21 protein-coding genes and 1 pseudogene are annotated in these 24123 nt (G+C 75.4%); 7 read left to right on the top strand and 15 right to left on the bottom strand.

The annotated features are described in order from the left end of the window. Positions 1-9: 9 nt before the first annotated feature. Complete coding sequence (locus ACPU2J_RS04165) at positions 10-1293, bottom strand: streptophobe family protein (protein WP_420081688.1); 1284 nt, start codon at positions 1291-1293, stop codon at positions 10-12. A 93-nt stretch (positions 1294-1386) separates the two neighbouring features. Between ACPU2J_RS04165 and ACPU2J_RS04160 the strand changes: the two are divergent. Then, positions 1387-2787 (top strand): annotated as a pseudogene (locus ACPU2J_RS04160) (DUF6777 domain-containing protein); the annotation flags it as partial. A gap of 308 nt (positions 2788-3095) precedes the next feature. Further along, positions 3096-5165 carry a SpoIIE family protein phosphatase gene (locus ACPU2J_RS04155; RefSeq protein WP_423832782.1) on the top strand — a complete coding sequence of 690 codons (2070 nt, stop codon included), beginning with the start codon at positions 3096-3098 and terminating at the stop codon, positions 5163-5165. 73 nt (positions 5166-5238) lie between these two features. Here the strand turns inward: ACPU2J_RS04155 and ACPU2J_RS04150 are convergent, their stop codons facing one another. From ACPU2J_RS04150 to ACPU2J_RS04140, 3 genes are all read right to left on the bottom strand, one after another. Beyond that, positions 5239-7191, bottom strand: coding sequence for an ABC transporter permease (locus ACPU2J_RS04150; protein ID WP_420081690.1), 1953 nt, complete (start codon positions 7189-7191; stop codon positions 5239-5241). Between the two features lie 194 nt (positions 7192-7385). Next, entirely contained in the window at positions 7386-8195 is an 810-nt protein-coding gene (modA, locus tag ACPU2J_RS04145) for a molybdate ABC transporter substrate-binding protein (protein ID WP_420081691.1), read from the bottom strand. Between the two features lie 230 nt (positions 8196-8425). Continuing rightward, on the bottom strand, positions 8426-8821 hold the full coding sequence (locus ACPU2J_RS04140) for a TOBE domain-containing protein (protein ID WP_420081692.1): 396 nt from the start codon (positions 8819-8821) through the stop codon (positions 8426-8428). 146 nt (positions 8822-8967) lie between these two features. Between ACPU2J_RS04140 and ACPU2J_RS04135 the strand changes: the two genes are divergently transcribed. Beyond that, positions 8968-9357: an RNA-binding S4 domain-containing protein gene (locus ACPU2J_RS04135; protein ID WP_420081693.1), complete on the top strand. Its 390-nt coding sequence runs from the start codon at positions 8968-8970 to the stop codon at positions 9355-9357. Positions 9358-9426: 69 nt separating this feature from the next. On the opposite strand, the gene ACPU2J_RS04130 is transcribed toward ACPU2J_RS04135, so the two are convergent. The 8 genes from ACPU2J_RS04130 to ACPU2J_RS04095 form a co-directional block, all read right to left on the bottom strand. Next, positions 9427-9858: a PTS-dependent dihydroxyacetone kinase phosphotransferase subunit DhaM gene (locus ACPU2J_RS04130; RefSeq protein ID WP_423832781.1), complete on the bottom strand. Its 432-nt coding sequence runs from the start codon at positions 9856-9858 to the stop codon at positions 9427-9429. Beyond that, positions 9855-10469, bottom strand: a complete 615-nt coding sequence (gene dhaL / locus ACPU2J_RS04125) for a dihydroxyacetone kinase subunit DhaL (RefSeq protein ID WP_423832780.1) — start codon at positions 10467-10469, stop codon at positions 9855-9857. Before dhaL ends, ACPU2J_RS04130 begins: the two co-directional genes overlap by 4 nt. A gap of 51 nt (positions 10470-10520) precedes the next feature. Continuing rightward, on the bottom strand, positions 10521-11525 hold the full coding sequence (dhaK, locus tag ACPU2J_RS04120; RefSeq protein ID WP_420081696.1) for a dihydroxyacetone kinase subunit DhaK: 1005 nt from the start codon (positions 11523-11525) through the stop codon (positions 10521-10523). 131 nt (positions 11526-11656) lie between these two features. Then, positions 11657-12967 carry a DUF2201 family putative metallopeptidase gene (locus tag ACPU2J_RS04115; RefSeq protein ID WP_423832778.1) on the bottom strand — a complete coding sequence of 437 codons (1311 nt, stop codon included), beginning with the start codon at positions 12965-12967 and terminating at the stop codon, positions 11657-11659. Beyond that, positions 12964-14256: an AAA family ATPase gene (locus ACPU2J_RS04110; RefSeq protein ID WP_423832777.1), complete on the bottom strand. Its 1293-nt coding sequence runs from the start codon at positions 14254-14256 to the stop codon at positions 12964-12966. Before ACPU2J_RS04110 ends, ACPU2J_RS04115 begins: the two co-directional genes overlap by 4 nt. A gap of 274 nt (positions 14257-14530) precedes the next feature. Further along, positions 14531-15946, bottom strand: coding sequence for a hypothetical protein (locus tag ACPU2J_RS04105; RefSeq protein ID WP_423832776.1), 1416 nt, complete (start codon positions 15944-15946; stop codon positions 14531-14533). Positions 15947-16126: 180 nt separating this feature from the next. Then, entirely contained in the window at positions 16127-16945 is an 819-nt protein-coding gene (locus ACPU2J_RS04100) for a CbtA family protein (protein ID WP_423832775.1), read from the bottom strand. A gap of 12 nt (positions 16946-16957) precedes the next feature. Next, positions 16958-17185 carry a CbtB domain-containing protein gene (locus ACPU2J_RS04095; protein WP_361598913.1) on the bottom strand — a complete coding sequence of 76 codons (228 nt, stop codon included), beginning with the start codon at positions 17183-17185 and terminating at the stop codon, positions 16958-16960. A gap of 380 nt (positions 17186-17565) precedes the next feature. On the opposite strand from ACPU2J_RS04095, the gene ACPU2J_RS04090 reads away from it, so the two are divergent. Next, positions 17566-18201, top strand: coding sequence for an alpha-ketoglutarate-dependent dioxygenase AlkB (locus ACPU2J_RS04090; protein ID WP_423832774.1), 636 nt, complete (start codon positions 17566-17568; stop codon positions 18199-18201). A 64-nt stretch (positions 18202-18265) separates the two neighbouring features. Beyond that, entirely contained in the window at positions 18266-18637 is a 372-nt protein-coding gene (locus ACPU2J_RS04085; protein WP_361598919.1) for a VOC family protein, read from the top strand. A 29-nt stretch (positions 18638-18666) separates the two neighbouring features. Here the strand turns inward: ACPU2J_RS04085 and ACPU2J_RS04080 are convergent, their stop codons facing one another. Further along, complete coding sequence (locus ACPU2J_RS04080; protein WP_361598922.1) at positions 18667-18963, bottom strand: YkvA family protein; 297 nt, start codon at positions 18961-18963, stop codon at positions 18667-18669. A gap of 58 nt (positions 18964-19021) precedes the next feature. Then, a complete protein-coding gene (locus ACPU2J_RS04075) occupies positions 19022-19486 on the bottom strand; it encodes a MarR family winged helix-turn-helix transcriptional regulator (protein WP_365132715.1) in 465 nt (154 codons plus the stop codon). Between the two features lie 111 nt (positions 19487-19597). Here ACPU2J_RS04075 and ACPU2J_RS04070 point away from each other — a divergent pair, with 111 nt between their 5' ends. Next, complete coding sequence (locus tag ACPU2J_RS04070; protein WP_420081703.1) at positions 19598-20158, top strand: DoxX family protein; 561 nt, start codon at positions 19598-19600, stop codon at positions 20156-20158. A 102-nt stretch (positions 20159-20260) separates the two neighbouring features. Further along, a complete protein-coding gene (locus ACPU2J_RS04065) occupies positions 20261-22072 on the top strand; it encodes a glycoside hydrolase family 15 protein (RefSeq protein ID WP_423832773.1) in 1812 nt (603 codons plus the stop codon). Between the two features lie 28 nt (positions 22073-22100). Here the strand turns inward: ACPU2J_RS04065 and ACPU2J_RS04060 are convergent, their stop codons facing one another. Then, complete coding sequence (locus ACPU2J_RS04060; protein ID WP_423834927.1) at positions 22101-24101, bottom strand: SpoIIE family protein phosphatase; 2001 nt, start codon at positions 24099-24101, stop codon at positions 22101-22103. Positions 24102-24123 lie beyond the last annotated feature (22 nt).

Genomic DNA, 24123 nt, shown 5'->3' with positions numbered 1-24123 from the left:
CGGCGGCGGTCAGTGCCGGCGCGGCGCGGCCGCGTCCGTCGGACCGCGCCGCCGCAGCCTGCGCACCGGCAGGGCGCCCAGGAAGCCGGCCACCGCACCCCAGAGCAGGCCGAGCCCGACCGTGCGCCACAGCACCGGGTCCAGCCCGATCTCGCCCCCGAGGCCGTCCACCGCGCCGATGCCGAGGAGCGACAGGGCGAACCGGGCCCGGACCCCGGCCAGCAGGCACACCACCAGCGTGGCCAGCGCCAGGGCCGCGCCCAGGTGCAGGGCGTGCTGCCAGGGCCGTACGTGGGCCGGGGACCGTACGGCCGCCACCACACCCGTGCCGAACAGCAGCACGGCGGCCGCCACCACCAGCCACCACACCCGCGGATCCCGCTCCGCCAGCGCGGCCACGTCGACCGGGGAGGTGTCGGAGTCCCGCAGGACCTCGTCCAGCACCCGGGGCATCGGCAGGGCGAACGGGCCCTCGGCCCTGCCGTCCCAGGCGCCGCCGAACCCGAGGGTGAGCGCGATCCAGGCCAGGTTGGGCAGCCCGAGCAGGAGCACGGCCAGGGTCCGGGCGGCATGTCCCTGGGTCAGGGCCACCACCAGCCCGATCACGGCGCCGACCGCCACGCACACGAGCAGCAGCAGGGCCGTCGCGAAGGCGGCCGGCCGCACCGCCGTGTGGAACCGCACCAGACCGGCGGGCAGCGGCGCGCGGCGCGAGACCAGCAGGGCGATCACCAACAGGCCCAGGATCCAGAGCAGTCCGAAGAACAGCGTGGCCGGCAGATCGGCACGGAAGCCCACCGTCGGCGCGGAGTCCAGCAGTTCGCCGATCACGCCGATCGGGGAGTCGCCGGTGGTCACCCCGAACGTGCGGCGGGCCAGGAGTCCGGCGCCGGTGAGCGCGAGGAGCCACAGCACGACCAAGGGGGCCGCACGGCCGAGGAGTTCGCGGGGACCGGCCACGGCCCGGTGGCGCAGCGGGCGCAGGAAGAGGCAGCCCGCGGTGAGGGCGCCCGCCAGGCTCACCGAGAGCGGGAGCAGCGCCAGGACCGCCTCCGCACCGCCCAGCAGGCCCGCCCCTCCGGACACCTCGACGGAGCCGCCCGTGGCCAGCACCACGACCGCGGCGACCACGTGCGGGAAGGCCCCGCCCGGCAGGTCGCCCGCACCCGCGAAGACGAGGCCGGCGGCGGCGACCGCCGCCATGGCCGCGAAGGCGGCGAGGACCGCGACGAACGCGTCGCGCCACGCCGCCGCGGGGCCCCCGGACGATGCCGCTACGGACGTCTGGGTCACCCTGCCACCGTGGCACTCTCGGCTTGCGGCCACCACCCGGACGGCGCACACAATGGTCCGGATGGGAACTCCCTCCTCCTGGAAGAAGAGCCCGTGACCACAGAACCCGCCGGCCGCAGGCCGCCGCCGCCAGAGCGCCCCTCCGGGCCGCCGTCGGGCCCGCTGTCGGGCGGGCAGCAGTCGGGCGGGCAGCAACAGGAGCCCCCGCCCCCGCCGCCGGGGCCGCCCGGCGGCTCCAGCGGCGCAGGCGGGCCGGGAGGCCCCACGGGCCCGGGAGGCCCCGGCGGCACGGGGCCGTCCAAGGAACCCTGGTGGCGATCCGTTCCGCGGCTCGCCACCGCCCTCGTCGCCGTCGCCGCGGTCGTGGCCCTGGTCGTCGTCCTGACCCGGCCCACCGGCGGCAACGACAACGCCGGCGGCGAGGTCTTCCTCCAGCCGGCCGCGGCCACCGGCCCCGACCCGTTCACCGCGTCCACGGTGGTGCCCCAGGACGCACCCGCGACCGAGAGCGCCGCACCGTCCCCGACCCGGAACGGCACCGCGACCGCGAGCCCCACGGACGGCACCCCCACCGGCACCCGGAGCATCAGCGGCTCCGCGCCGGGCGTCTACGCGGGCACCCGGGACGTGGCCAGCTGTGACGTCGAGAAGCAGATCCAGTACCTCGCCGCGGAACCGGCCCGGAACTCCGCCTTCGCCTCGGCCCTCGGCATCGGGCCCGCGGCCGTTCCCGCGTACCTCCGCTCCCTGACGGCCGTACAGCTGCGCCTGGACACCCGGGTCACCAACCACGGCTACCAGAACGGGAAGGCCACCAGCTACCAGGCCGTGCTGCAGGCCGGGACGGCCGTGCTCGTGGACGACCGGGGAGTGCCGCGGGTGCGCTGCGCCTGCGGGAACCCGCTCGGTCCGCCGGTGCCGCTGAAGGCGGACCCCAAGCGCTTCGGGCAGACCTGGCCCTCCTACCAGCCGGCGCGGGTCGTGGTGATCGCCCCGGCGGTCGAACCCGTGCAGAAGATCGTGATCTACGACCGGCAGAACCGCAGCTGGTACGAGCGCGAGAAGGGCCGCCACCAGAGCGGCAGGCCCGACCGGCCGATACCGCCGCCGGTGGTCCCCACGCCGAGGCCCACGGGCCCGCAGCCGACCAAGCCGGTCCCGACCCGGACGGAACCCACGCCGTCGGGCAGTCGGCCGCCGTCGGGCACGAAGCCGCCGTCGGCCTCGCCCACGAAGCCGTCGACCTCACCCTCCGCGTCATCCTCGGCATCGCCGACCACATCGCCGACACCGTCCGGTTCGCGCTCCCCGTCGGCCCCGCCCTCGGGCTCGCCCACCCCGTCGGGCAGCCGGCCGCCGTCGACCTCGCCGTCCGCCTCCCCCTCGCCGTCCCCGACGCCGAGTCCGTCCCCGTCCACGTCCCCGGCGTCCTCACCGTCGGCGACGCCCTCGTCCTCGCCCTCGGCGTCCCCCTCGGCCGCGCCCTCCCCGCCGTCGGGTTCCCCGTCGAGGCCGACCTCGGCCCCGCCCACGGACCGCACGCCCACCCGGCCCTCGCCGGTCCCGCCGTCCCCGGCCACCCCGCCCGCCCCGCAGTCCTCGCCGGCCCCGCCGAGCGCCACGGCCCCGCAGGCCCCCTCGCCGTCGGCCCCGACCGGCACACCGGCGTCCCCGCCGCCGGCCGCGTAGGGACGGACGGTCAGGAACCGGTGCGGCGGGCGAGCGAATCGCCCGCCGCACCTCGTAGGGGGTGTCCGGCGTCCCGCAGGGACAGCGGCGGGGGAGAGTGAGACCCTGGCTGCATGGCCCACAGGGGAGACAACCCCGAGGTCGACTGGCCCGCGCGGCCGGACACGAGTCTCGCGCTCAACCGCATGGGCACGTTCGACTGGGACCTCGACAGCGGGCGGATGCACCTGGATCCCACCGCCCTCGAGGTCCTCGACCTGCGCCCGGACGAATACGAGGGCACCCCCGACGGGCTGCGCGCACGCCTCGCACCCGCCGAGGCGGCCCGGCTCGACGCCCGCGTCGCCCAGGCGATCAAGGACGGCCGCAGCCACTACGGCGCCTACGTCCGCAGCCGCCGCAGGGACGGCACACCGGCCTGGACCCACATCCAGGGCCACATCCTGCGCGACCAGGGCGGCCGCCCGTACCGCGTCATCGGGATCCTCCGCGACGCCGCCCACGATCCCGACGAGCCCGGCGCCGGGGGCGAACAGGACGAGGGGCGCCGCCGGATGACCGGCGTCGTCGAGCGGACGACCGCCATCCTCGCCCACGCCCGCACCATCAACGACGTGACCGACGTCCTGAAGGACCCGCAGGCCCTCGGCCACCTGGGCGCGATCAGCGTGATGCTGGGCATCGTGGAGGGGGGCCGCATCCACCTCGTCGCCGAGGGACAGCTCGGCACGTACGTCCCCGAGATCGAGTACACCCGCATCGACGCGCAGTTCCCGATGAGCCGTGCCGTGCGCACCATGCAGCCCGTCTTCCTCGTCTCGCGCGACGAGTTCGAGACGGGCTACCCGCTGCTGTGGCCCTACATCGAGCCGCTGTCCGTCCGCAGTGGCGTGTACCTGCCGCTGATCGCGCAGGGCCGGCCCATCGGCGCCCTCGGGCTGCTCTACAAGCGGGACGGCGACTTCACCGCGGAGGAGCGCAACCTGCTGATGGCGCTCGGCAGCGGTGTCGCCCAGAGCCTCCAGCGCGCCATGCTCTTCGAGCAGGAGCACGACCTCGCCGAAGGGCTCCAGCGAGCCATGCTGCCGCGCCGGATCCCGGAGGTGCCGGGCGCACTGATCGCCGTACGGTACCGCTCGGCCCGGATGGGCCGGGACATCGGCGGCGACTGGTACGACGTGGTCCCGCTCGGCGACGGCCGGGTGGGCGTGATGATCGGCGACGTCGAGGGACACGACACGGACGCGGCAGCCGTGATGGGACAGCTGCGCATCGTGCTGCGCGCCTACGCCGTCGAGGGCCACACCCCGGGCGCGGCGATGGCCCGGGCCTCGGCCTTCCTGCGCGAACTGGAGACGGAACGCTTCGCCACGTGCACGTACGCGCAGCTCGACCTCATCAGCGGGATGGTCCAGATGGTCCGCGCCGGCCACATCGACCCCGTCGTACGGCGCGGCGACGGCAGCTGCCACCGCATCCAGGTGGCCGGCGGGCTGCCGCTCGGCCTGCCCGCGCGCGAGCCGGGCCCCACGGGCTCCGGCTACCCGGTCACCAGCCTGGAACTGCACCCCGGCGACACCCTCGTCCTGTGCACGGACGGCCTGGTCGAACGGCCCGGCGCGGACCACGACACCGGCATGCGGGAGCTGATGGAGGCGATCCACAGCGGTCCGGTGGACGTGGAGGAACTCGCCGACGTGCTGTGCGACCTGGTCGGCGACTCGGGCGGCGGGGACGACATGGCCCTCCTCGTCCTGCGCCGCCGCGGTACGCCCACCGGGAGCGGCGGCGGACCGCTGCGCCAGCGCCTCGACCCGGGGGACACCCAGGCCCCCGGGCTGGCCCGCCACCTCATCCGGGCGGCGGTGGCCGCCTGGGGGGCCAGGGAACGGGCCGACGAGATCGAACTCGCGGCGGACGAGCTGATGACCAACGCCCTCGTCCACACCGACGGCGGCGGCAACGTCAGCCTGCGGCTGACCGCGCAGGGCCGGATCCGCATCGAGGTCGAGGACACCAGCAGCGCGCTGCCGAGAGTGCGCGAGGCAGGTGACTGGGCGGTCTCGGGCCGGGGGCTGATGCTGGTGCAGCAGCTCGCGGACTCGTGGGGCGTGGAGCCGCGGGGCGGAGGCAAGAGCGTGTGGTGCGAGTTCGCCCTCGCAGCCCCGGCGGAGGCGGGCTGACCGCCCCGCACCCGGCACCCCGCGCCCCACACCCCGCACCCGCACCCGGCCACGGCCGGGGGCGTTCGCAGCACTAGAGACGGACCAGCGTGACCTCGGTCGCCTTCACGCTGGTCCACACCTCGGTGCCGTCGGCCAGGCCCAGTTCGGCCGAGGCCTCCGGGGTGATCTCCGCGACGAGGTCGGGCGCCCCGGCGGAGGAGACCAGCACCCGCAGCCGGCTGCCGACCGCGGTGATCTCCCGTACGGTGCCCGGCCAGACGTTGCGGGGGCTGCCGCCCGGGCGTTCGCGGTGCACGGACACGGCCTCGGGCGCGATGATCGCCAGCGCCGGAGCCCCTTCCGGCAGTGCTTCCGCGACGACCAGCCGGCCGCCCTCGGCGAGGGCCAGGCCGTCCGCGGACGTCGTCCCCGGCCAGGCGTTGCGCCCCAGCATGCGCGCCACCCAGGGGGAACGCGGATGGCGGGAGACCTCCGCGGGCGGGGCGTCCTGGAGGGCCAGGCCGTCGGCCAGGACGAGCACCCGGTCGGCCAGCGACACCGCCTCCACCGGGTCGTGGGTCACGATCAGGCAGACCCCTCCGAACCCGGCCAGGTGCGTGCGCAGGGTGTGCCGGACATGGGCGCGCGTGGTCTGGTCGAGGGCGGCGAGCGGCTCGTCCAGGAGCAGCAGCCGGGGCCGGGCGGCGAGGGCGCGGGCCAGGGCCACCCGCTGGGCCTGGCCGCCGGAGAGCTGGGCCGGCCTGCGGTGCGCGAGGTGCCCGACCCCGAGCCGGTCCAGCCAGTCCTGCGCCTCGCGGCGGGCCTCGGCGCGCGGCACCCTGCGGGCGCGGAGCCCGTACGCGGTGTTGGCCAGGGCGCTCAGGTGCGGGAACAGGGCGCCGTCCTGCGGGACCCAGGCCACCTGCCGCTTGTGCGGCGGCAGTGCCGTGACGTCGGTGTCGCCCAGCCGCAGTGCGGCGTGGGCCCGCGGGGTCAGCCCGAGGAGGGCGCGCAGCAGGGTGGTCTTGCCCGCGCCGTTCTCGCCGACGACCGCGATGGTGGTGCCGGGTTCGGCATCGAACGTGAGCCGGTTGAAGCCGGTGACGACGGCGTGCAGCGGCCAGTGGCCGGCCGGCTCCCGCGCCGCTTGCCCGTCCGGCACGGCGGCGCCCGCGGCCGGGGCGGGTGCCTCCCGTACGGCCTCCTCCGGGGCCGCCGCCTCCCGGTGCCGCGTGCCGCGGGCGACCGGGGTGCTCGTCCAGCGGCCGCGCAGGGCGATCAGCACGCCCATGGCGATGGCGAGCAGCAGCAGCGAGACCGAGGTCGCGGCCTCGGGCTGGTCCTGGAGCAGCAGGTACACCTGGAGCGGCAGGGTCTGGGTGGTGCCCGGCAGGTTCCCGGCGAAGGTGATGGTCGCACCGAACTCGCCGAGCGCGCGGGCCCAGGTGAGGGCGGCCCCCGCGACCAGCCCCGGGGCCACCATCGGCAGGGTGACGGTGAAGAACACCCGGACCGGGGAGGCGCCGAGCGAGCCGGCGGTCTCCTCGTAGCTCTGCTTCAGTCCGCCCAGAGCGCCTTCGAGGCTGATGACGAGGAAGGGCATCGCGACGAAGGTGGCCGCGACGACGGCACCGGAGGTGTGGAAGGGCAGGGTGATGCCGAAGGTGCCCTCCAGCCAGGGCCCGAGCAGCCCGCGCCGGCCGAAGCCGAGCAGGAGGGCCACACCGCCCACGGTCGGGGGCAGCACCATGGGCAGCAGCACCAGGGAGCGGACCAGCGCCTTGCCCTTGAACTCGACACGGGCCAGCAGCCAGGCCAGGGGCACGCCGAGGACCAGCGAGAGACCGAGGGCCCACAGGGAGACCAGCAGCGAGAGGCGCAGCGCCTCGACCACGCCGGGGCTGCTCAGGTGCCGGCCGAGGTCGCCCCACGGGGTCCGGACGAGGATGCCGATCAGGGGCAGCAGCAGGAACGCGACGGCGAGCAGCGCGGGGAGCGCGAGGGTCAGCGGCGGCCGGGTGCGGCGGGTACGGGGTCTGCTCATGGCTCGGTTCCTGGCTGGGTTCCTGGCTGGGCGTCGGACTCGGGTCGGACTCGGGTCGGACCGTATCGGACGGGGACGGCGGCCGGGCCGGTGACGCGGCCCCGGCGGGGAGCACCGGGCGGGCACACCCGCGGGAGGAATGCCGCGGGGGTGCCTGTTCCCCCCGGACCAGGCAGCCCCCGTGGGGGTCGTGGCTACGGCTTCTGGAATCCCGCGTCCTGGAGGATCTTCTGCGCCTCCGGGGTGCTCAGCCACGCCACGAAAGCGGCGGCCGCCTCGGTGTTCTCGGACTGCTTCAGCGTGGCGGCCGGGTAGGAGGCCACGGCGTTCTGGTCGTCCGGGATGTCGACGGAGACGACCTTGTCGCCCGACTTGGCGGAGTCGGTCTTGTAGACGAGACCGGCGTCGGCCTCGCCCAGCTCCACCTTGCTCAGGACGGCACGGACGTTGGGCTCCTGGGAGACCGGTTTCACCTCGATCTTCTGGGCGTCGAGGATCTGCTTGCTGTAGCGGCCGACCGGCACCTCGGGGGCCGCCAGCACGACCTTGATCTTGGTGTCGGCCAGGTCCTTCAGCTCGTCGATCTTGAAGGGGTTGTCCTTGCCGGCCGCGATGACCAGGCGGTTCTTGGCGATGACCGTGGCGTCGCCGGTCTCGGCCTTCAGCCCGTCCATGGTCCTGGTGTCGGCGGTGACGAGGGCGTCGGCCGGGGCTCCCTGCTTCACCTGCGCCGCGAGCTCCTGCGAGCCGGCGAAGGAGAAGGTGACCTTCGTGCCGGGGTGGGCCTTCTCGTACGCCGCACCCGCGGTCTTGAACACGTCGGTCAGGGACGAGGCGGCCAGCACGGTGAGGTTCGCGGCCTTGGGCTCCGCGGAGGCCGAGGCCGAGCCGGAACCGGTGGCCGAGGCGGCGGGCTTGTCCTCGCCGCCGCAGGCGGTCAGGGCGGCGAGCAGGGTGGCTGCCAGCGCGGCGGTCGTGACGCGGCGGGTCGTGATCGGGGACATGAGAGCGTGCTCCTCGGTCGGGTCGGCGGCCGGCCGGGTGCCGGTGCCGCCTGGTGGTGACCCGCGCCGGTGACGGGCGGAGCGGGTGGGGACGGGACGTGTCGGTGGTGACGTGCGGGGCCGCGTGCGGCCGTGGCGGGGGAGGGCGGGCGGGTGCCGTCCGCGGGCCCTCCGGGCACCGGCCCGCGTCTTCGCCGGCCGGGCCTGCCGGCCCGCCCGGGTGCCGCGGGTCAGGCGCGGTCGACGTGCACGCTGGTGGACTTCACCCGGGCGGTGGCCCGCATGCCGACCTCCAGCCCGAGCTCCTCGACGGCCTCCCGGGTGAGCAGGGAGACCAGCCGGTGCGGGCCCGCCTGGATCTCGACCCGGGCGGCCACGTCGCCGAGGGTGACGGCCGTGACGATGCCGGGGAAGGCGTTGCGTACCGAGGTGTACGGGTCGCCCTCCTCGGTGTGGGCGCCCTGGGCCACCTCGACGGAGAAGGCCGCCAGGGCGCGACCGTCGATCAGCCGCCGGCCGACCTCGTCGCGATGGGTCACGACCCGGCCGGCGTCGGCCCAGCGGCGCGCCGTGTCGGGGCTGACGCCCAGCAGACGCGCAGCCTGTCCGATGGTGTAGGACTGCATGTGCGGCAAGGTAGGTGCACCTGTGGCGCATTTGCAATTCTCTTGGGCTGATATCCATGGTAGGTGCCATGCCTCTTGGCGCATCTGCCAAAGGCACCGGAAAAAGGCGTTCCGTCCTGGGGCTTCCGGCTGGCTAGAGTCGGGACATGGCTGAAGAGGTATCCGGTACGGAAACGGGCACGGTGCGGGTCGACGCGTGGATCTGGTCCGTACGCCTGACCAAGACCCGGTCGATCGCGGCGACCGCCTGCCGCGCGGGCCACGTGCGGGTCAACGGGGAGCGGGCCAAGCCCGCCCAGACGGTGCGCGCGGGCGACGAGGTACGCCTCTTCCACGCGGGCCGGGAACGGATCGTGGTCGTCAGGCGGCCCGTGTCCAAGCGGGTCGGTGCCCCGGTCGCCGCGGAGTGCCTGATCGACAAGAGCCCGCCGCCGCCGACCCCGGTGGAAGCCGCCGGGCTGGGCCTGCGTGACCGCGGTGCGGGCCGTCCCACCAAGCGCGACCGGCGCGAGATCCAGTCCCTGCGGGGCCGCTGACCCTGCCCGACGGGCGAGGGGCGTCCGCTGCCCCTCGCCCCTCACCCCCCGCCCCCGTCTCAGGCCTCCTCAGGCCTTGCGGTACGCGTACGCCTCGCCCGCGGCCTCCGCGACCTGTGCCAGCGGGACCCCCGCCGACGCCGCCACCACCGCGGCCACCGCGCCCTCGACGAACGGCGCGTCCACCAGCCGTGATCCCGGCGGCAGTTCGTCCCCCAGCAGCAGCGCCTTCACCGTGAGCACCGAGCTCCCCAGGTCCGCCAGCAGTGCGACTCCCGCGCCCCGGTCCACCTCCCGCGCGGCCGCGAGGATCCGTGCGGCGCTCGTGCCGAGGCCGCCCCCGTCCGTGCCGCCCGCCGCCGCCACCGGGACCACCGGTCCACCCGCCGTGAGCCCCCGCGCCAGGTCGGCGACCGCCTCCGCGAGCGGCGCGCTGTGCGAGACCAGCACGACGCCGACCAGGCCGGAGCCGTCGTCCCGGCCCGGGTGGGCGCCCGTCATCGTGCGCCCTCCGCCCGCTCGGCGATGTCCGCCAACGCCCCGAGCAGCAGGGCCGACGAGGCAGCGCCCGGATCCTGGTGCCCGATGCTCCGCTCGCCCAGGTAGCTCGCGCGGCCCTTGCGGGCCCGCAGCGGCACCGTGGCGAGCGCGCCGTCCGCCGCTGCCTCGGCGCCCGCTCGGTACGAGGTGCCGAGCGCGGCCACCCCCGGGACGAGCGCGTCCAGCATCGTCTTGTCGCCCGGGGCCGCACCGCCGAGCTGCGCCACCGCATCCACCCCGGCGGCCAGGGCCTCGCGCAGCTCCGGGTCGGAGACCTCGGCCGCGTCGCCGAGTGCTTTCCCGGCCCGTCGGAACAGCATTCCGTACAGGGGGCCGGAGGCCCCGCCGACCGTGGAGATCAGCGTCCTGCCGACCAGTTGGAGCACCGCGCCCGGCGTCGCCGGGGCGTCCGCGTCCAGCGCGGCGAGCACGGCGGTGAACCCGCGCCGCATGTTGCTGCCGTGATCGGCGTCCCCGATGGGGGAGTCGAGCTCCGTCAGCCACCCCGCCTCGCGGTCCACGGCGGCCGCGGCCTCCGTCATCCAGCTCCGGAAGAAGTCTGTGTCACGCACCGGTTCTCCTCGCCTCGTATCCGTACCGCCCGCCGTCACCGCCACCACGGGTCAGACGCCCCAGCGCAGGGCCGGGGTGCGGACGGGCGCGTCCCACAGTCGCAGCAGCTCCTCGTCGGCGCGGCACAGCGTGACCGAACACCCCGCCATGTCGAGGGAGGTGACGTAGTTGCCGACGAGGGTCCGGGCCACCGGCACACCGCGTGCCGCGAGGATCCGGGCCACCTCCGCGTGGAACCCGTAGAGCTCCAGCAGCGGTGTCGCCCCCATCCCGTTGACCAGGGCCAGCACCGGCCCGTCGGCGGGTCCGACCTCCGCCAGCTCGTCCAGTACGGCTCCCAGCGCCACCTCGGCGATCTCCCGGGCCGGCATCGACGGACGGCGTTCCCGGCCCGGCTCGCCGTGGATGCCGATGCCCAACTCCAGTTCCCCGTCGGGGAGGTCGAAGGTCGGGCTGCCCTTGGCCGGGGTGGTGCAGGCGCTCAGCGCCACCCCGAAGCTGCGCGAGGACGCGTTCACCCGCCGGGCGAGGTCCGCGACCCGGTCCAGCGGCGCCCCCTCCTCGGCCGCCGCCCCGGCGATCTTCTCCACGAAGAGGGTGGCGCCCGTACCGCGCCGCCCGGCGGTGAACAGGCTGTCGGTCACCGCCACGTCGTCATCGACCAGGACCCGTTCGACGCGCAGGCCGTCCTCCTCGGCGAGCTCGGCGGCCATCTCGAAGTTGAGCACGTCCCCCGTGTAGTTCTTGACGACGAACAGCACCCCCTGCCCGGAGTCCACCGCCGAGGCCGCCCGCACCATCTGGTCCGGGACCGGTGACGTGAACACCTCCCCGGGGCACGCCGCGGACAGCATCCCGAGTCCGACGAACCCGGCGTGCAGGGGTTCGTGCCCGGACCCGCCCCCGGACACCACCCCCACCCGCCCTCCGGTGCGCGCGTCCCGCCGGACGACGACGCGCGCCGCCACGTCGACGTCCAGGTCGGGATGGGCGGCGGCCATCCCGCGCAGGGCGTCGTCGACCACGGTCTGCGGACTGTTGATCAGCATCCTCATGGGTGTCTCCCGTAGAACTCGGCACGTGGGCTGCCGGGCCAGTCTTCCGCAGCCCGGCCCGTTCCGCGGGCCGACGCCGCACCCCGGCCGGCTCCGGCCCGCCCCACCGGCCCTGATCGGCCGGATCGGCCCTAGCCGATCTCCACCACCCGGGCCCACGCGGGCGGGCCCTTGGGCACGTGGTCGGGGTCGTCCTCGTCCCAGCGGGGCGCGCGGGCCCGGGCGAACAGCCCCACCACCGTGCGGCACTGCGGCGCCGCCGTCGGCCACGGCGTGTGCCCGTCGGTCAGGACCACGACCACGTCCGGGCGTGGCCGCGCCCGCAGAGCCGCCGCGAAACCCGCGCGCAGGTCCGTACCGCCCCCGCCGACGAGCGGGATGCCCTCGCCGTGGCACAGGGGGTGCACGACGTGGGCCGCCGCGTCGCAGGAGACCACCGAGACCAGGTCGCGGCGGCCGCCCACGGCCCGTGTGATCGCCGCGACCTCCAGCAGGGCGCTGCCCAGTTCGGCGTCGCCGACCGACCCCGAGGTGTCGACGACCACGGCGACCCGCGGCGGTGTGCGCCGCAGGCTCGGCAGGACCAGGCCGGGCAGGCCGGCCGAGCGCCGGGAGGGACGGCCGTAGCTGTAGTCGTCGCCCGCGCCCGCCCCGCAGACCGCCGACCGCACGGCCGCCCCGAGCAGGTCCCGCCAGGCCTGCGGCGGGTGGAAGGCCTCCTCCGCCCACCGCTTCCACCCCTTCGAGGCGCGGCCCGGCCGGCCGTTGACGCCCTGCGCCACCCGGAACCGGACCGCGTCCTGCTCCTGCGGGCTGAGCGCGTCCGCCCCGTCCGGGCCGAGGTCCCAGTCCCGTTCGCGGCCGTCGGCCCCGCTGCCGCAGTCCAGCCAGACCAGGCCCGGGGGCAGGGCCCCGAGCCCGATGCGGCGTACGTAGTCCTCCATCAGCTCGCCGTCGTCCAGCCCGAGGAGTCCCGGCGTGACCACGCCCTCCGGCGCCACCAGCCCCTCGCCGAACACGTCGTCGTTGATCTCGCAGTCGGCCGCGATGTTCATGCGCAGGCGGTCCCCCGCCCCGTTCAGTCCCAACTGCCGGGCGATCCGGTCACCGCGCCCGTGGTGGTCGCGCAGCAGGTGCGACACCTCGTGCACCCACACCCCGGCCAGCTCCTCCACCGGGGTCCGGTCCACGAACCCGGGCGAGACGTAGCAGCGCCAGTGCCGGTCGACGGCCATGGTCGGCACCCGCGCGGACTCCACGGTGTGCAGGGCGAACAGGGCCGTCGCGAGGTACGGCCGCACCCGGGCCGCGTGCAGTCGGGCGGCGAACAGCTTCTCGCGGTCCAGGGCCCCGGCCGGCTCCGGACGCGCCGCCACCCGGACGGTGCCGGTACCCGTGCCGCTCCCGCTGCCGGCGCCGTCCGCCGGTCCGCTCCCGCTCATCGGCCCGCCCCCGCCGGGACGCCGGTACGGGCTGCCGCCCGGTCCGCGCGCCGCGACAGGCCGACGACCCCCGCGAGCTTCTCGATCGACGGCGGGACGTCCCACTCCTCCCGCCGCACCGAGGCCAGCGTGGTCGCCGGGACGACCACCAGGTCCGGCGGGCCGGTCTCCGCCGCCCGGACCAGGAGCGCCCAGGCTGCGTCCCAGCGGGACTTCTGCGGGTTCCCGCGGACGGCGGCCACCACGCCCTCCAGCACGGCCTGCCGCCGGTCCCCCCGCTCGGGCAGTTCCGCGCCCTGCGGATCGGCGAGGAAGAGCTCGGGGTCCGGGAGGTCCATCCGGTCGAGGCAGGCGAGCAGTTCCAGCGCCGGGCCGTCCCCGACCGTGCCGCGCACCAGCAGGGACAGCACCTCCCGGGAGGAACCGGCCGCGGTGGCGAAGGCGATCAGACGCAGCGTCATGTCCCAGCTGCGGGGCGACGGCCAGGCGCCGCCGCGCCGCGCCTCGCCGGACGGCAGCCGGTGGACGAGCGGGGGCCGGACGGTGAGGAACTCGCACACCGCCCGCCGGGCGTACTCCACGGCGGCGGGCAGGGAGTGCGGGTCGAGGACCGGCAGGGTCGCCCGCGGCCAGGTCCCGCCGAGGCCGCGCACCACCACGTCGTGGTCGTGCGTCCACTGGAGGTGGACGAAGCGGTTGGCGAGCGGCGGGCTCAGCTCCCAGCCGTCGGCCGCCGAGGAGCGCGGGTTCGCGGCGGCCACGATCCGTACATCGGGCGGCAGTTGCAGGGCGCCGATCCGCCGTTCCAGGACGAGGCGCAGCAGCGCGGCCTGCACGGCCGGCGGGGCGGTGGACAGTTCGTCCAGGAAGAGCAGCCCCCGGCCGGCCCGGACCAGGCGCACCGCCCAGTCCGGCGGGGCCATGGGGACGCCCTGCTCGGCGGGGTCGTTCCCGACGACCGGCAGGCCGGAGAAGTCGGACGGCTCGTGCACGCTGGCGATCACGGTGGTGAGCGGCAGGTCCAGGGCCGTGGCCAGCTGGGTCAGGGCGGCGGTCTTGCCGATGCCGGGCTCGCCCCACAGGAGGACGGGCAGGTCGGCCGCCACGGCCAGGGTCAGGGCCTCCAGCTGGACGTCGGGGCGCGGCTCGGTGGTGGTCGCGCCGAGCAGGGCGAGCAGCTCGCCCGCGACGTCGAGCCGGGAAGGCGGGCAGGCCGGGGCGGTGGGGGCCGGCGGAACGGGCGCCGGGGGAGCGGGGGTGGCGACGGGGGACGGATTGGCAAGGGTCATGTGCGATCACCTGTGGGGTGCGAAGGGACGGTACGGAAGCGGCCGGGGAGCCGGAGGGGACGGGCAGGGGGACGCCGTGCGCCGGACCCCGCCGGTCGCGAGGACGGTGGTGCGGCCGGCCGTGCCGGCGGCGGCCCGGCTCCGGGGCCTTGAGCGGACAGGGAGACACCGCAGCCCCGCGCGCGGACGGTCCGGGGCGCGGTACGGGTGCCACGGCCCCGGGTACGGCCGGGCGCGGGCCCGGTCCGGCCGTGCGGGACGGGCCGGTTGCGGGCTACCGCGCCCCGGGGCGCCGGCGGGGCGTCGTGGGCCGGGCCCCGAACCGGTCCGGGTTCGGGCCGGTCAGGCCCGCCCGGAACAGGCCGTGGACGACACGCCGTTCGGCCGCCGCCGCCAGGGCGTCGAGCAGGGGCCCGTTGCGCAGCGCCGCGTCCGGGCCGAGCAGCCCTTCGACGACGGCCAGTGCGCCGGCGGTGTCCCCGTGGTCCAGGCGTTCGCGTACGCCGGTCAGGCAGGCCGGGCGCCGGTGCGCCGTGTCGATGGCGTGCAGGCAGGGGAGGGGCGTGCCGCCGAACGCGGCCAGCAGCTCCTCCCGCCGGACCTCGCCCGGGTCGTGGTCCAGGGCGGCGAGGACCCCGTCGCGCAGCCCGATCCGGTGACGGTCCCCGCGGCAGTCGACGATGCGCGGCCCTCCGGGGCGGTTCGCCGCACGGGAGCGCGCGGCCGGCGGCCCGTCGGGCAGCAACGCCGCGGCCACCAGCGGGTGGAGCCGGTCGGCGGTGAGCGCGCCCGTACGGATCAGCTCCAGGTCGGGCAGCACCCAGGTGGCCGCGTCGGGCAGCACGGGCAGCGCGGAGTCACGGCCGTCCGTCCGCGCGGCGCGCAGGCGCAACGGGGGTGGCGCACCGTCCGCGTTTCCGGTCCCGTCGGCGGGGAGTTGGAGGACGAGCCGGTGCCGCGAGCCCAGCCGTACCGCGACCTCGCCGCCGCGACGGCCCTGCGCCGCCAGCAGGAGGGCGGCCTCGTCCGTCCACCGGCCGACGGCGCAGCGGTGGCCGTCCGGGACGCCGGGGGGCAGTCCGGGCCCGCTGGGCGCGCCGCCGTGCTGCGCGTGGTCCGCGGGCGGCCGGTCGGCCCCGGAGCGGAGTCGCAGTTCGGCCGTCCTGCGGGCGTCCCAGAGGTGGCGGTGCAGGTCGAGGCGGTGGCGCCGGTCGGGGTGGGAGCGCCGCCCCGGATCGCGCGGGGCGACTCCCGACTCGGAGCGGGAACCGTCCCACAGCGCGAGGCTGATCCGCTGGCCGCCGTCGGCCCAGGCCGGGGGAGTACGGGCCACCAGGTGCACCGGCGGGCCGGTGTCCGGTCCGGCCGTGCCGTACCGGGCCAGGGCCAGGGTCAGCCCCGGGCGCAGCAGCCCGTCGGGGGCGATCCGCGGCATGTGCCAGCGCAGCAGGTCGGGGGCCAGGTGGCGCAGATCGGCCCGGATCCGGGCCGTCAGTTCGCGGCCGTGCGAACGCGCGACGGACCGCAGGTCGAAGTCGACGTCGATGCCCGCCGCCGCGCACGCCCCGGCCCAGTCGCCGACGTGGCGGCGGGCGGTCGCGGTCTCGATCATCGACTCCGGCACGGCGTACTCGCGTACGCGGAGCCAGAGGGAAACGCGGGAGTCCTCCTCCGCGGTGGGAGTGCGCATCAGCACTCACCTTGCGCGGTGGAGACCCCCCATCCGTGAAGGGTGTGAGTGGTCATCGCGGTGATCTTAACGGCACCCCTCCGCGGCGGCCGGCGATTTCCCGCGGGGCCCGGCGCGGACGCGCGCGAGCCCCGGGACCCGGGTGGGGTCTCGGGGCTCGCGACGTGCCGTGCGGGCGGATCAGCCGACGGCGGGGGCTTCCTGCCGGGACGTCACGTCCGCGCCGTCGGTACGCGTGGCCAGCAGCCGCTGGGCCAGCAGACCGAAGACGACGGCGAACACGACCCAGAGCACGAGCTGGACGGCCAGGGAGGCGAGACGGAACTCCCACAGCAGGGCCGCGGGGAACTCCGGCTTGACGGCGTCGTCGTTGGCCGGCAGGACCGTGAACGCCACGGCCGTCGCCACGACGAAGCCGGCGCCCGCCGCCAGCGTCGCGTTCCAGTTGCCCAGGCGCGGGGCCAGCCTGCGCCCGAGGACGATCGCACCCACGCCGAGGAGCACGCTGAGCAGGATCATCAGGAAGAACAGCGTGGTGCGCTGCCCGATCGTGTCCGGGTTGCCCACCGCGGGCGGGGTCGCCGGGTACTTCAGGAACGGCACCAGGTACACCGTGGCGAAGGCGCCCGCCGCGGTGAGGGCCGCCGTCGCGCGCGGGCTGAACCGGCCCACGCGGCCGAGGGCGAACGAGAAGGCGAGCGAGGCGATGCCGCCGAGCGCGACCCCGTAGACGAGGACGCCCGTGGCCAGACCGGCGGTCGACTGCACCGGACGGCTGACGAGCTCTTCCTCCTCCTCCTCCGCGGGCGCCTCGCCGCCGTGACCGGCGTGGCCGGACGCGGGAGCGGCTTCCTGGGCGGCCGCGGCCTCTTCGACGGCGATGGAGTCCCGTACCGGGGGCTCACCCACCACGTAGGCGACGGCGAAGGCGAACAGACCTGCGATCAGGCCCGCGAGCATGCCGCGGACCAGGAGACCTCTGACAGTGGAGGCGTACATGTGCGTGGCCTCTCAGTGGCAGGGGAAGCCGAGCAGGTGACGCCCGTCGTGCACCCACTCGTGCACGCCCTCGCCGGCGAACAGGGCGGTCGCGCCCTGCTCGGCACCGACGAAGTACAGCGCGACGAGCATCAGGAGACCGACGAACAGCGCCCAGGGCAGGACGGCGCGCACGGGCAGCGGAGCCGACGGGGAGACGGCGGGGGTGGGTATGGCAGCGGAAGCGACGGCCTCGGCCATGATGGAACCTCCTCGGGGAACAACGCGTCCCATACGGTGGTGCAGGACGACGGTCCTCGGGTCTGACTCGCCTTGGCCACCCCCGGGGAGGTCACCGCAGCACACAGTGGCGCGACCATGCCGGATTCACACCGGGCTTCCGTCTCGCCGTCGTCGCTATGTGGAAATGTCGCCGTGACCGTACCGCGCGGCGGGCTTCCGGCCAAGACCGTGAGTTTCTGATCACATGCATAGGCTGCAGAAATCGCCTTCTGACCTGGGCCGACGGGGGTCGGCAGTCCATCAGTCGGACGCCCGGTGGTGCCGGGGTCCTGGTGTCGGCCTCCGGCGTCCGCACTCCGATTCGCGCATGTGTTCGGTTTCGGCGATACCCTGGAGTCATGTACGCGGCGCAGGGCCTCCAGGGCTCCCTCTTCGACCAGGGCGACGAGATCGGCCTCGGCCCTCTCGACGGGCTGCGCCGGACGGTGCTCGGTTCCGGTGCCTGGGTGGACCACCTGCCCGGCTGGCTGGCGGGTGCCGACGTCCTCTTCGAGAGGCTGGCCGCCGACGTCCCCTGGCGTGCCGAGCGGCGCCGGATGTACGAGAGGGAGGTGGACGTCCCCCGGCTGCTGGCCTTCTACGGTGAGGGTGAGGAACTGCCGCACGCCTCGCTCGTCACGGCCCGCGAGGCGCTGAGCCGGCACTACGCCCCGGAACTGGGGGAGCCCTTCACCACCGCCGGGCTGTGCCTCTACCGCGACGGCCGGGACAGCGTCGCCTGGCACGGGGACCGCACCGGGCGCTCCTCCACCGAGGACACCATGGTCGCGATCGTCTCCGTGGGCGACCCCCGCGACCTCGTCCTGCGGCCCCGCGACGGCGGCTCCACCCTGCTGCGGCTGCCCCTGGGTCACGGTGACCTCGTGGTCATGGGCGGCTCCTGCCAGCGGACGATGGAGCACGCCGTGCCGAAGTCGGCTCGGGCGGTGGGACCGCGGATCAGCGTCCAGTTCCGTACGCGCGGAGTCCGCTGACCCCGGTCCGGCCGGCCGCGCGGTCGATTTGCGGGGCGCCCGGCGGGCCTCCAGGCTGGTGCGCATGGATCTGGGCGCGTTCTCCGTGAGTCTGTCCGTGCGGGACATCGAGGCATCGAGGGCCTTCTACGAGCAGCTCGGTTTCACCGCCTTCGGCGGGGACCCGGCGCAGAACTGGCTGATCCTCAAGAACGGCGATCATGTGATCGGGCTGTTCCAGGACATGTTCGAGAAGAACATGCTGACCTTCAACCCGGGCTGGGACTCCTCGGCCCGGCCCCTCGGCTCCTTCACCGACATCCGCGAACTGCAGCGTGAGCTGAAGGAACGCGGTGTGGCGTTCCTGATGGAGACCGACGAGGCGGGATCGGGTCCGGGCAGCTTCCTCGTCGTCGATCCGGACGGCAATCCGGTCCTGGTCGACCAGCACGTCTGAACCGTGCGCCGGCCTGCGGGGGAGTGCCCTCAGAGGGCGTTGTCGATCTCCTTCGAGGGCCGCACGGCCCCGGCCGCCGCGTGCAGGGAGCGCAGGGCCAGCAGCAGCATCCCGATGTCGTCCAGGTAGACCGGGTCCGGGACGAGGTCCACCGGCGACACCGTGTAGATCACGGCGACCCAGAACAGCGCCTTGTCGCGCAGCGGGATGCCCGCGTCCAGCAGCAGGCGGCGCGCCGCGAAGACCCGTGCGAGCAGCACGGCTGCGGCGATCGCCAGGCCGATCGCGAGGATCACGCCCAGGGTGAGCCAGACCTTTCCGTCCATGGCGCCCCTATACCCCGAAACCGGTCCCCGCTACCCCCCCCGCGGCATCGGAGGGCGCTCAGCCGCCGTGCTCGCGCAGCCGTCGCCCGACCTCGCCCAGCCCGTCGGCGAGCGCGTCGAGCTGGGCGGGGGTGAGGACGTCGACGAGGACTTCCCGGACGGTCGCCACGTGCCCCGGCGCCGCCTCCTCCAGCTTGGCGTGGCCCGCCTCCGTGAGCACGGCGTACACGCCCCGCACGTCGGAGGGGCAGCTGCGGCGCCGGACCAGGCCCGCCTTCTCCATCTGGGTGACCTGGTAGGTCAGGCCGCTCTTGGAGTTGATCAGGCCGTTCGCGAGCTCGGTCATCCGCAGCTCGCGCCCGGGCGCGGCGGCGAGCCGCACGAGGATCTCGTACTGCGGGTGCGACAGCCCGGAGTCGTCCTTGAGCTGCTGGTCGAGGCGGCGGTTCACCAGGGCCGAGGCGGCCAGGAAGCCGCTCCAGGCCCGCATCTCGCGTTCGTCCAGCCATCTCGGTTCAGCCATGGCGCCACCCTACACGGGTTGTTCCAATTTGAATCAATGGTTAGGGTCCCTCGGTAGCGGTTCGAATTTGAACAACCTGCCTCCCCGGGCCGCACGACCGGAAGGACCCCCATGACCAGCCCCTCCGTCACCACGACGAAGCCGCAGGCCCCCGCCCCGGCCGCACCGACCCACCCCGCCCTCTCCACCCCCGGCCACGACACCGGCCTGCTCCTGCTCCGCCTCGTCCTCGGCCTGACCATGGCCGCGCACGGAACGCAGAAGCTCTTCGGCTGGTTCGGCGGCGGGGGCATCAGTGGCACCGGACAGTTCTTCACCGCCAGCGGCTACCCGGCCGGTGACGCCATGGCCGTCCTCGCCGGCCTGACCGAGACCCTCGGCGGCCTCGGCCTCGCCCTCGGCCTGCTCACCCCGCTCGCCGGCGCCGCCCTCGTCGGCACCATGGTCAACGCCATCGCCGTCCACGGCACCGGCGCCTTCTTCGCCCCCGAGGGCATCGAGTACGAACTCCTGCTCACCGCCGGCGCCGCGGCCCTCACCCTCACCGGCCCCGGCCGGTACGCCGTCGACCGCCACCTGCCCGTGCTGCGCGCCCACCGCCTCGCCCACGGCGGCGCGGCCCTCGCCCTGGCCGCCGTCCTCGCGGCCGTCATGCTCCTCGTGCGCGCCTGAGACCGGCCTCCGCCCGGCCGGTGACGCACGGCGTCCCGGCTGGGCGGGGGTGTCCGGGCTCCGGGCTGATTGGCCCCGGGCATTCGGGGGAAGAGCGCACAAATGACACAACCCATCGAAGACTACGCACTCATCGGCGACCTCATGACCAGCGCACTGGTGGGCCGCGACGGGTCCATCGACTGGCTGTGCCTGCCGCGCTTCGACTCGGCGGCCTGCTTCGCCAAACTCCTCGGAGACGAGGAGAACGGCCACTGGCGGATCGCCCCCCTGGACGCCGCCGACGGCGAACGCTGCACCCGCCGCACCTACGTCGACGGCTCCCTCGTCCTGGAGTCGTACTGGGAGACCGAGACCGGCACCGTCAAGGTCACCGACTTCATGCCCCAGCGCGGCGTCGCCACCGACGTGGCCCCCGACGTCGTCCGCATCGTCGAGGGCATCAGCGGCACCGTCAGGATGCTCAGCACCCTGCGCCTGCGCTTCGACTACGGGCACGTCGTGCCCTGGGTGCGCCGCAGCGACGGCGAACGCGTGGCCGTCGCCGGCCCCGACTCGGCCTGGTTCCGCAGCGCCCCCCCGGTCCGCACCTGGGGCGAGGCCAACAGCACCCGCTCCCAGTTCCCCGTCACCGCAGGCCGCCGCGTCGCCTTCGTCCTCACCTGGCACCCCTCCCACCAGCCGCGACCCGAGCCCTGCGACCCGTTCGAGGCCCTGGACCAGAGCCTCGCCGACTGGCGCGACTGGGCCTCCCAGTGCCGCTACGAAGGCCCCCACCAGGAGGCGGTCACCCGCTCCCTGATCACCCTCAAGGCCCTCACCTACGCCCCCACCGGCGGCATCGCCGCGGCCGCCACCACCTCGCTCCCCGAGGAGCTGGGCGGCGTCCGCAACTGGGACTACCGCTACTGCTGGCTGCGCGACGCCACCCTCACCCTCGGCTCCCTCCTCAACACGGGCTTCCTCGACGAGGCCCGCGCCTGGCGCGAATGGCTCCTGCGCGCCGTCGCCGGCGACCCGGCCGACCTCCAGATCATGTACGGGATCGCCGGCGAGCGGCGGATCCCCGAGAGCGAACTGCCGTGGCTGCGCGGCTACGCCTCCTCCGCCCCCGTCCGCGTCGGCAACGCCGCCGTGGACCAGCTCCAACTGGACGTGTACGGCGAGGTCATCGACTCCCTCCACCTCGCCCGGTCCGCCGGGCTCCCCGCCGAACAGCACGCCTGGCGCATCCAGCTCGCCCTCCTCGACTTCCTCGAACGCAACTGGCGCCGGCCCGACGAGGGCCTGTGGGAGGTCCGCGGCCCGCGCCGGCACTTCGTGCACTCCAAGGTCATGGCATGGGTCGCCGCCGACCGCGCCGTGCGGACCATGGAGGCCGACCCCTCCATCCCCGGCGAACTCGAACGCTGGCGCACCATGCGGGACGAGGTCCACCGCGACGTGTGCGAACGCGGCTACGACCCCGAACGGGGCACCTTCACCCAGTACTACGGATCCCAGGAGCTGGACGCGGCCACCCTGCTCATCCCCCGGGTCGGCTTCCTGCCGCCCGACGACCCCCGGGTGGTCGGCACCGTCGACGCGGTCCGCGCCGAACTCGGCCGCAGCGGACTCGTCCGCCGCTACAGCACGGCCGACTCCACCGTCGACGGCCTGCCCGGCGACGAAGGAGCCTTCCTCGCCTGCTCGTTCTGGCTGGCCGACGCCCTGCACATGACCGGCCGCAAGGACGAGGCCGTCGCCCTCTTCGAACGGCTGCTGTCCGTCCGCAACGACGTGGGACTGCTCGCCGAGGAGTACGACGCCGTCGCCGGCCGCCAGCTCGGCAACTTCCCCCAGGCGTTCAGCCACGTCGGCCTGGTCAACACCGCCCTGACCCTGGCCGGCCTCGACGGACCCGCCGCCCGCTAGGGCCGGTCCGGCGGATCACGGCCGGGGCCTAGGTCATGTCCCCGGCCGTGCGCGACGCCAGCAGCAGGGCGATGTCGTCCGGCCGTTCCGCGCTGTGGCCCGCCCGCCCGACCAGCCGGTCCGCGGTCTCCGTCAGCGGCACCGGCTCCGCCGACGCCAGCGCCAGCCGCAGCCGCTCCACCCCCACGTCGATGTCCACCCCCGGCCGCTCCACCAGCCCGTCCGTGTACAGCGCCAGGACCGCGCCCCGCTCCAGCCGCAGCTCCGTCACCGGGTACGAGGCCTCCGGATCGACGCCCAGCACCACCCCGCCCGCCAGGTCCAGCACCTCGGTCCGGCCGTCGGGATGGCGCAGCAGCGGCTGGGGGTGCCCGGCCCGGACCGCCTGCACCGAGCCCGACGCCGGGTCCAGCACCACGTAGCAGCAGCTCGCGAACTGGCCCGGGTCGAGGTCGATGAGCAGCCGGTTGGTGCCGCTCACCACCTTCTCGGGGGTGCTGCCGGTCAGCGCGAAGGCCCGTACGGCGCTGCGGAGCTGGCCCATCGTCGCCGCGGCCGCCACCCCGTGGCCCTGGACGTCCCCGATGACCAGCGCCAGCCGGCCCGAACCCGTCTCGACCACGTCGTACCAGTCGCCGCCCACGTCCATGCCCGCCGATCCGGGCAGGTAGCGCCCCACCGTGTCCACGGACGCGCGCACCGGGAGCCGGTGCGGCAGCAGGGCCGACTGCAGGCCGTGGGCCAGTGCCGCCTCGCTGTCGTAGCGCCGCGCCCGCGCCAGGGCCTGCGCGATCAGCCCGGCCAGCGCGGTCAGCACCGTGCGCTCCTCCGGGCTGAACCCGCGCGGCGCGTCGAAGCCGAGGATGCACGAGCCGACCGGCCGGCCGGAGGCGATCAGCGGCAGGAAGGCGCGCGCCCCGACGTCGGCGTCCAGCGGAATGCCCGGATAGGCGGCCGCGAGGTGCTGCATCGACTCGAAGAACATCGGCCGGCCCGTGGTCAGCGTCTCCACGCCCGGGAGCCGCACGTCGAGGGCCACCCCGTCGAACCGGTTCAGGAAGCCCTGCGGGAAGCCCGTCTCCCACGCCAGGTGCAGCTGCCGTCCGTCCAGCAGGTAGATCGCCAGCTGACGGCCCCCGAAGGCGGGCAGCAGCTCATCGGTGACCACCGACGACACCTGCCGGGCGGTGACCGCCTCCGTCAGCGCGATGGCCAGCGCCACCGGCCGGTAGAGCGCGGAGGCCCGTTCCGCGGGCGACCCGACGCCCGTCCCGGTGCCGGTCCCCGAGGCGGTGTCGGCGTCCGTGCCCGGATCCGCGTCGGCCAGGGCCGCCGGCGTGTACGCCGCCGCACCGCCGGCCGTGAGGGTCAGGGTCACGCCGTCGGGTGCGGGGTACAGGTCCACCGAAAGCCACTCGCCGGGCGGATGACGGCCGCGCCGGGCCGGGAAGCGCACCGGCTTCGCCGCCATGAACACCGCCCGGAAGTGGTCGTCGTAGGCCGGGCGCCCCAGCCAGGGCAGGGCATCCCACAGCAGCCGCCCCCGCAGCGCGGCGGCACCGGTGCCCAGCAGCCGCTCGGCCGTGGCGTTGACGAAGCCGATCCGCCCCTGCCGGTCCAGGGACAGCACCGCCTGCGCGAGCCGGTCCACCGCCGCCCGGGCCTCCTCCGCCCCCGTCCGCGGCCCGGGACCGGGACCCGGCACGTCCAGCGGGTCCCCCTCCCACACCACCGGCCCGCCGGCCGCCGACAGCTCCACCAGGTCCAGGGCCAGCCGGTCCGCCGCCTCCCGCAGCCGCCTGCGGTCCCCGGCGCCCACCGGCACGCCCGGCGTCGCCGGCCGCAGCACCAGCAGCACGCCGAACCGCTCCGGCCCGGCCGTCACCGGCTCGTAGAGCGAACCGAACGGAAAGGGCAGCCCCGCCATCAGCTGCGGGAACCGGCTCATCGCCGACTCGGCGTCGGGCAGGTGCACGGCCTGCCCCGAGCGGTACGCCTCCGCCACCGGGTACGGCCGGTTGACGTGCATCCGCCACCACGGCCGGTACAGC

The organism is Streptomyces manipurensis, from assembly GCF_049570255.1.
GTDB lineage: Bacteria > Actinomycetota > Actinomycetes > Streptomycetales > Streptomycetaceae > Streptomyces > Streptomyces manipurensis.
Note: the sequence above shows the minus strand (reverse complement) of the source record. Positions and strands in the feature narration are given on the sequence as shown.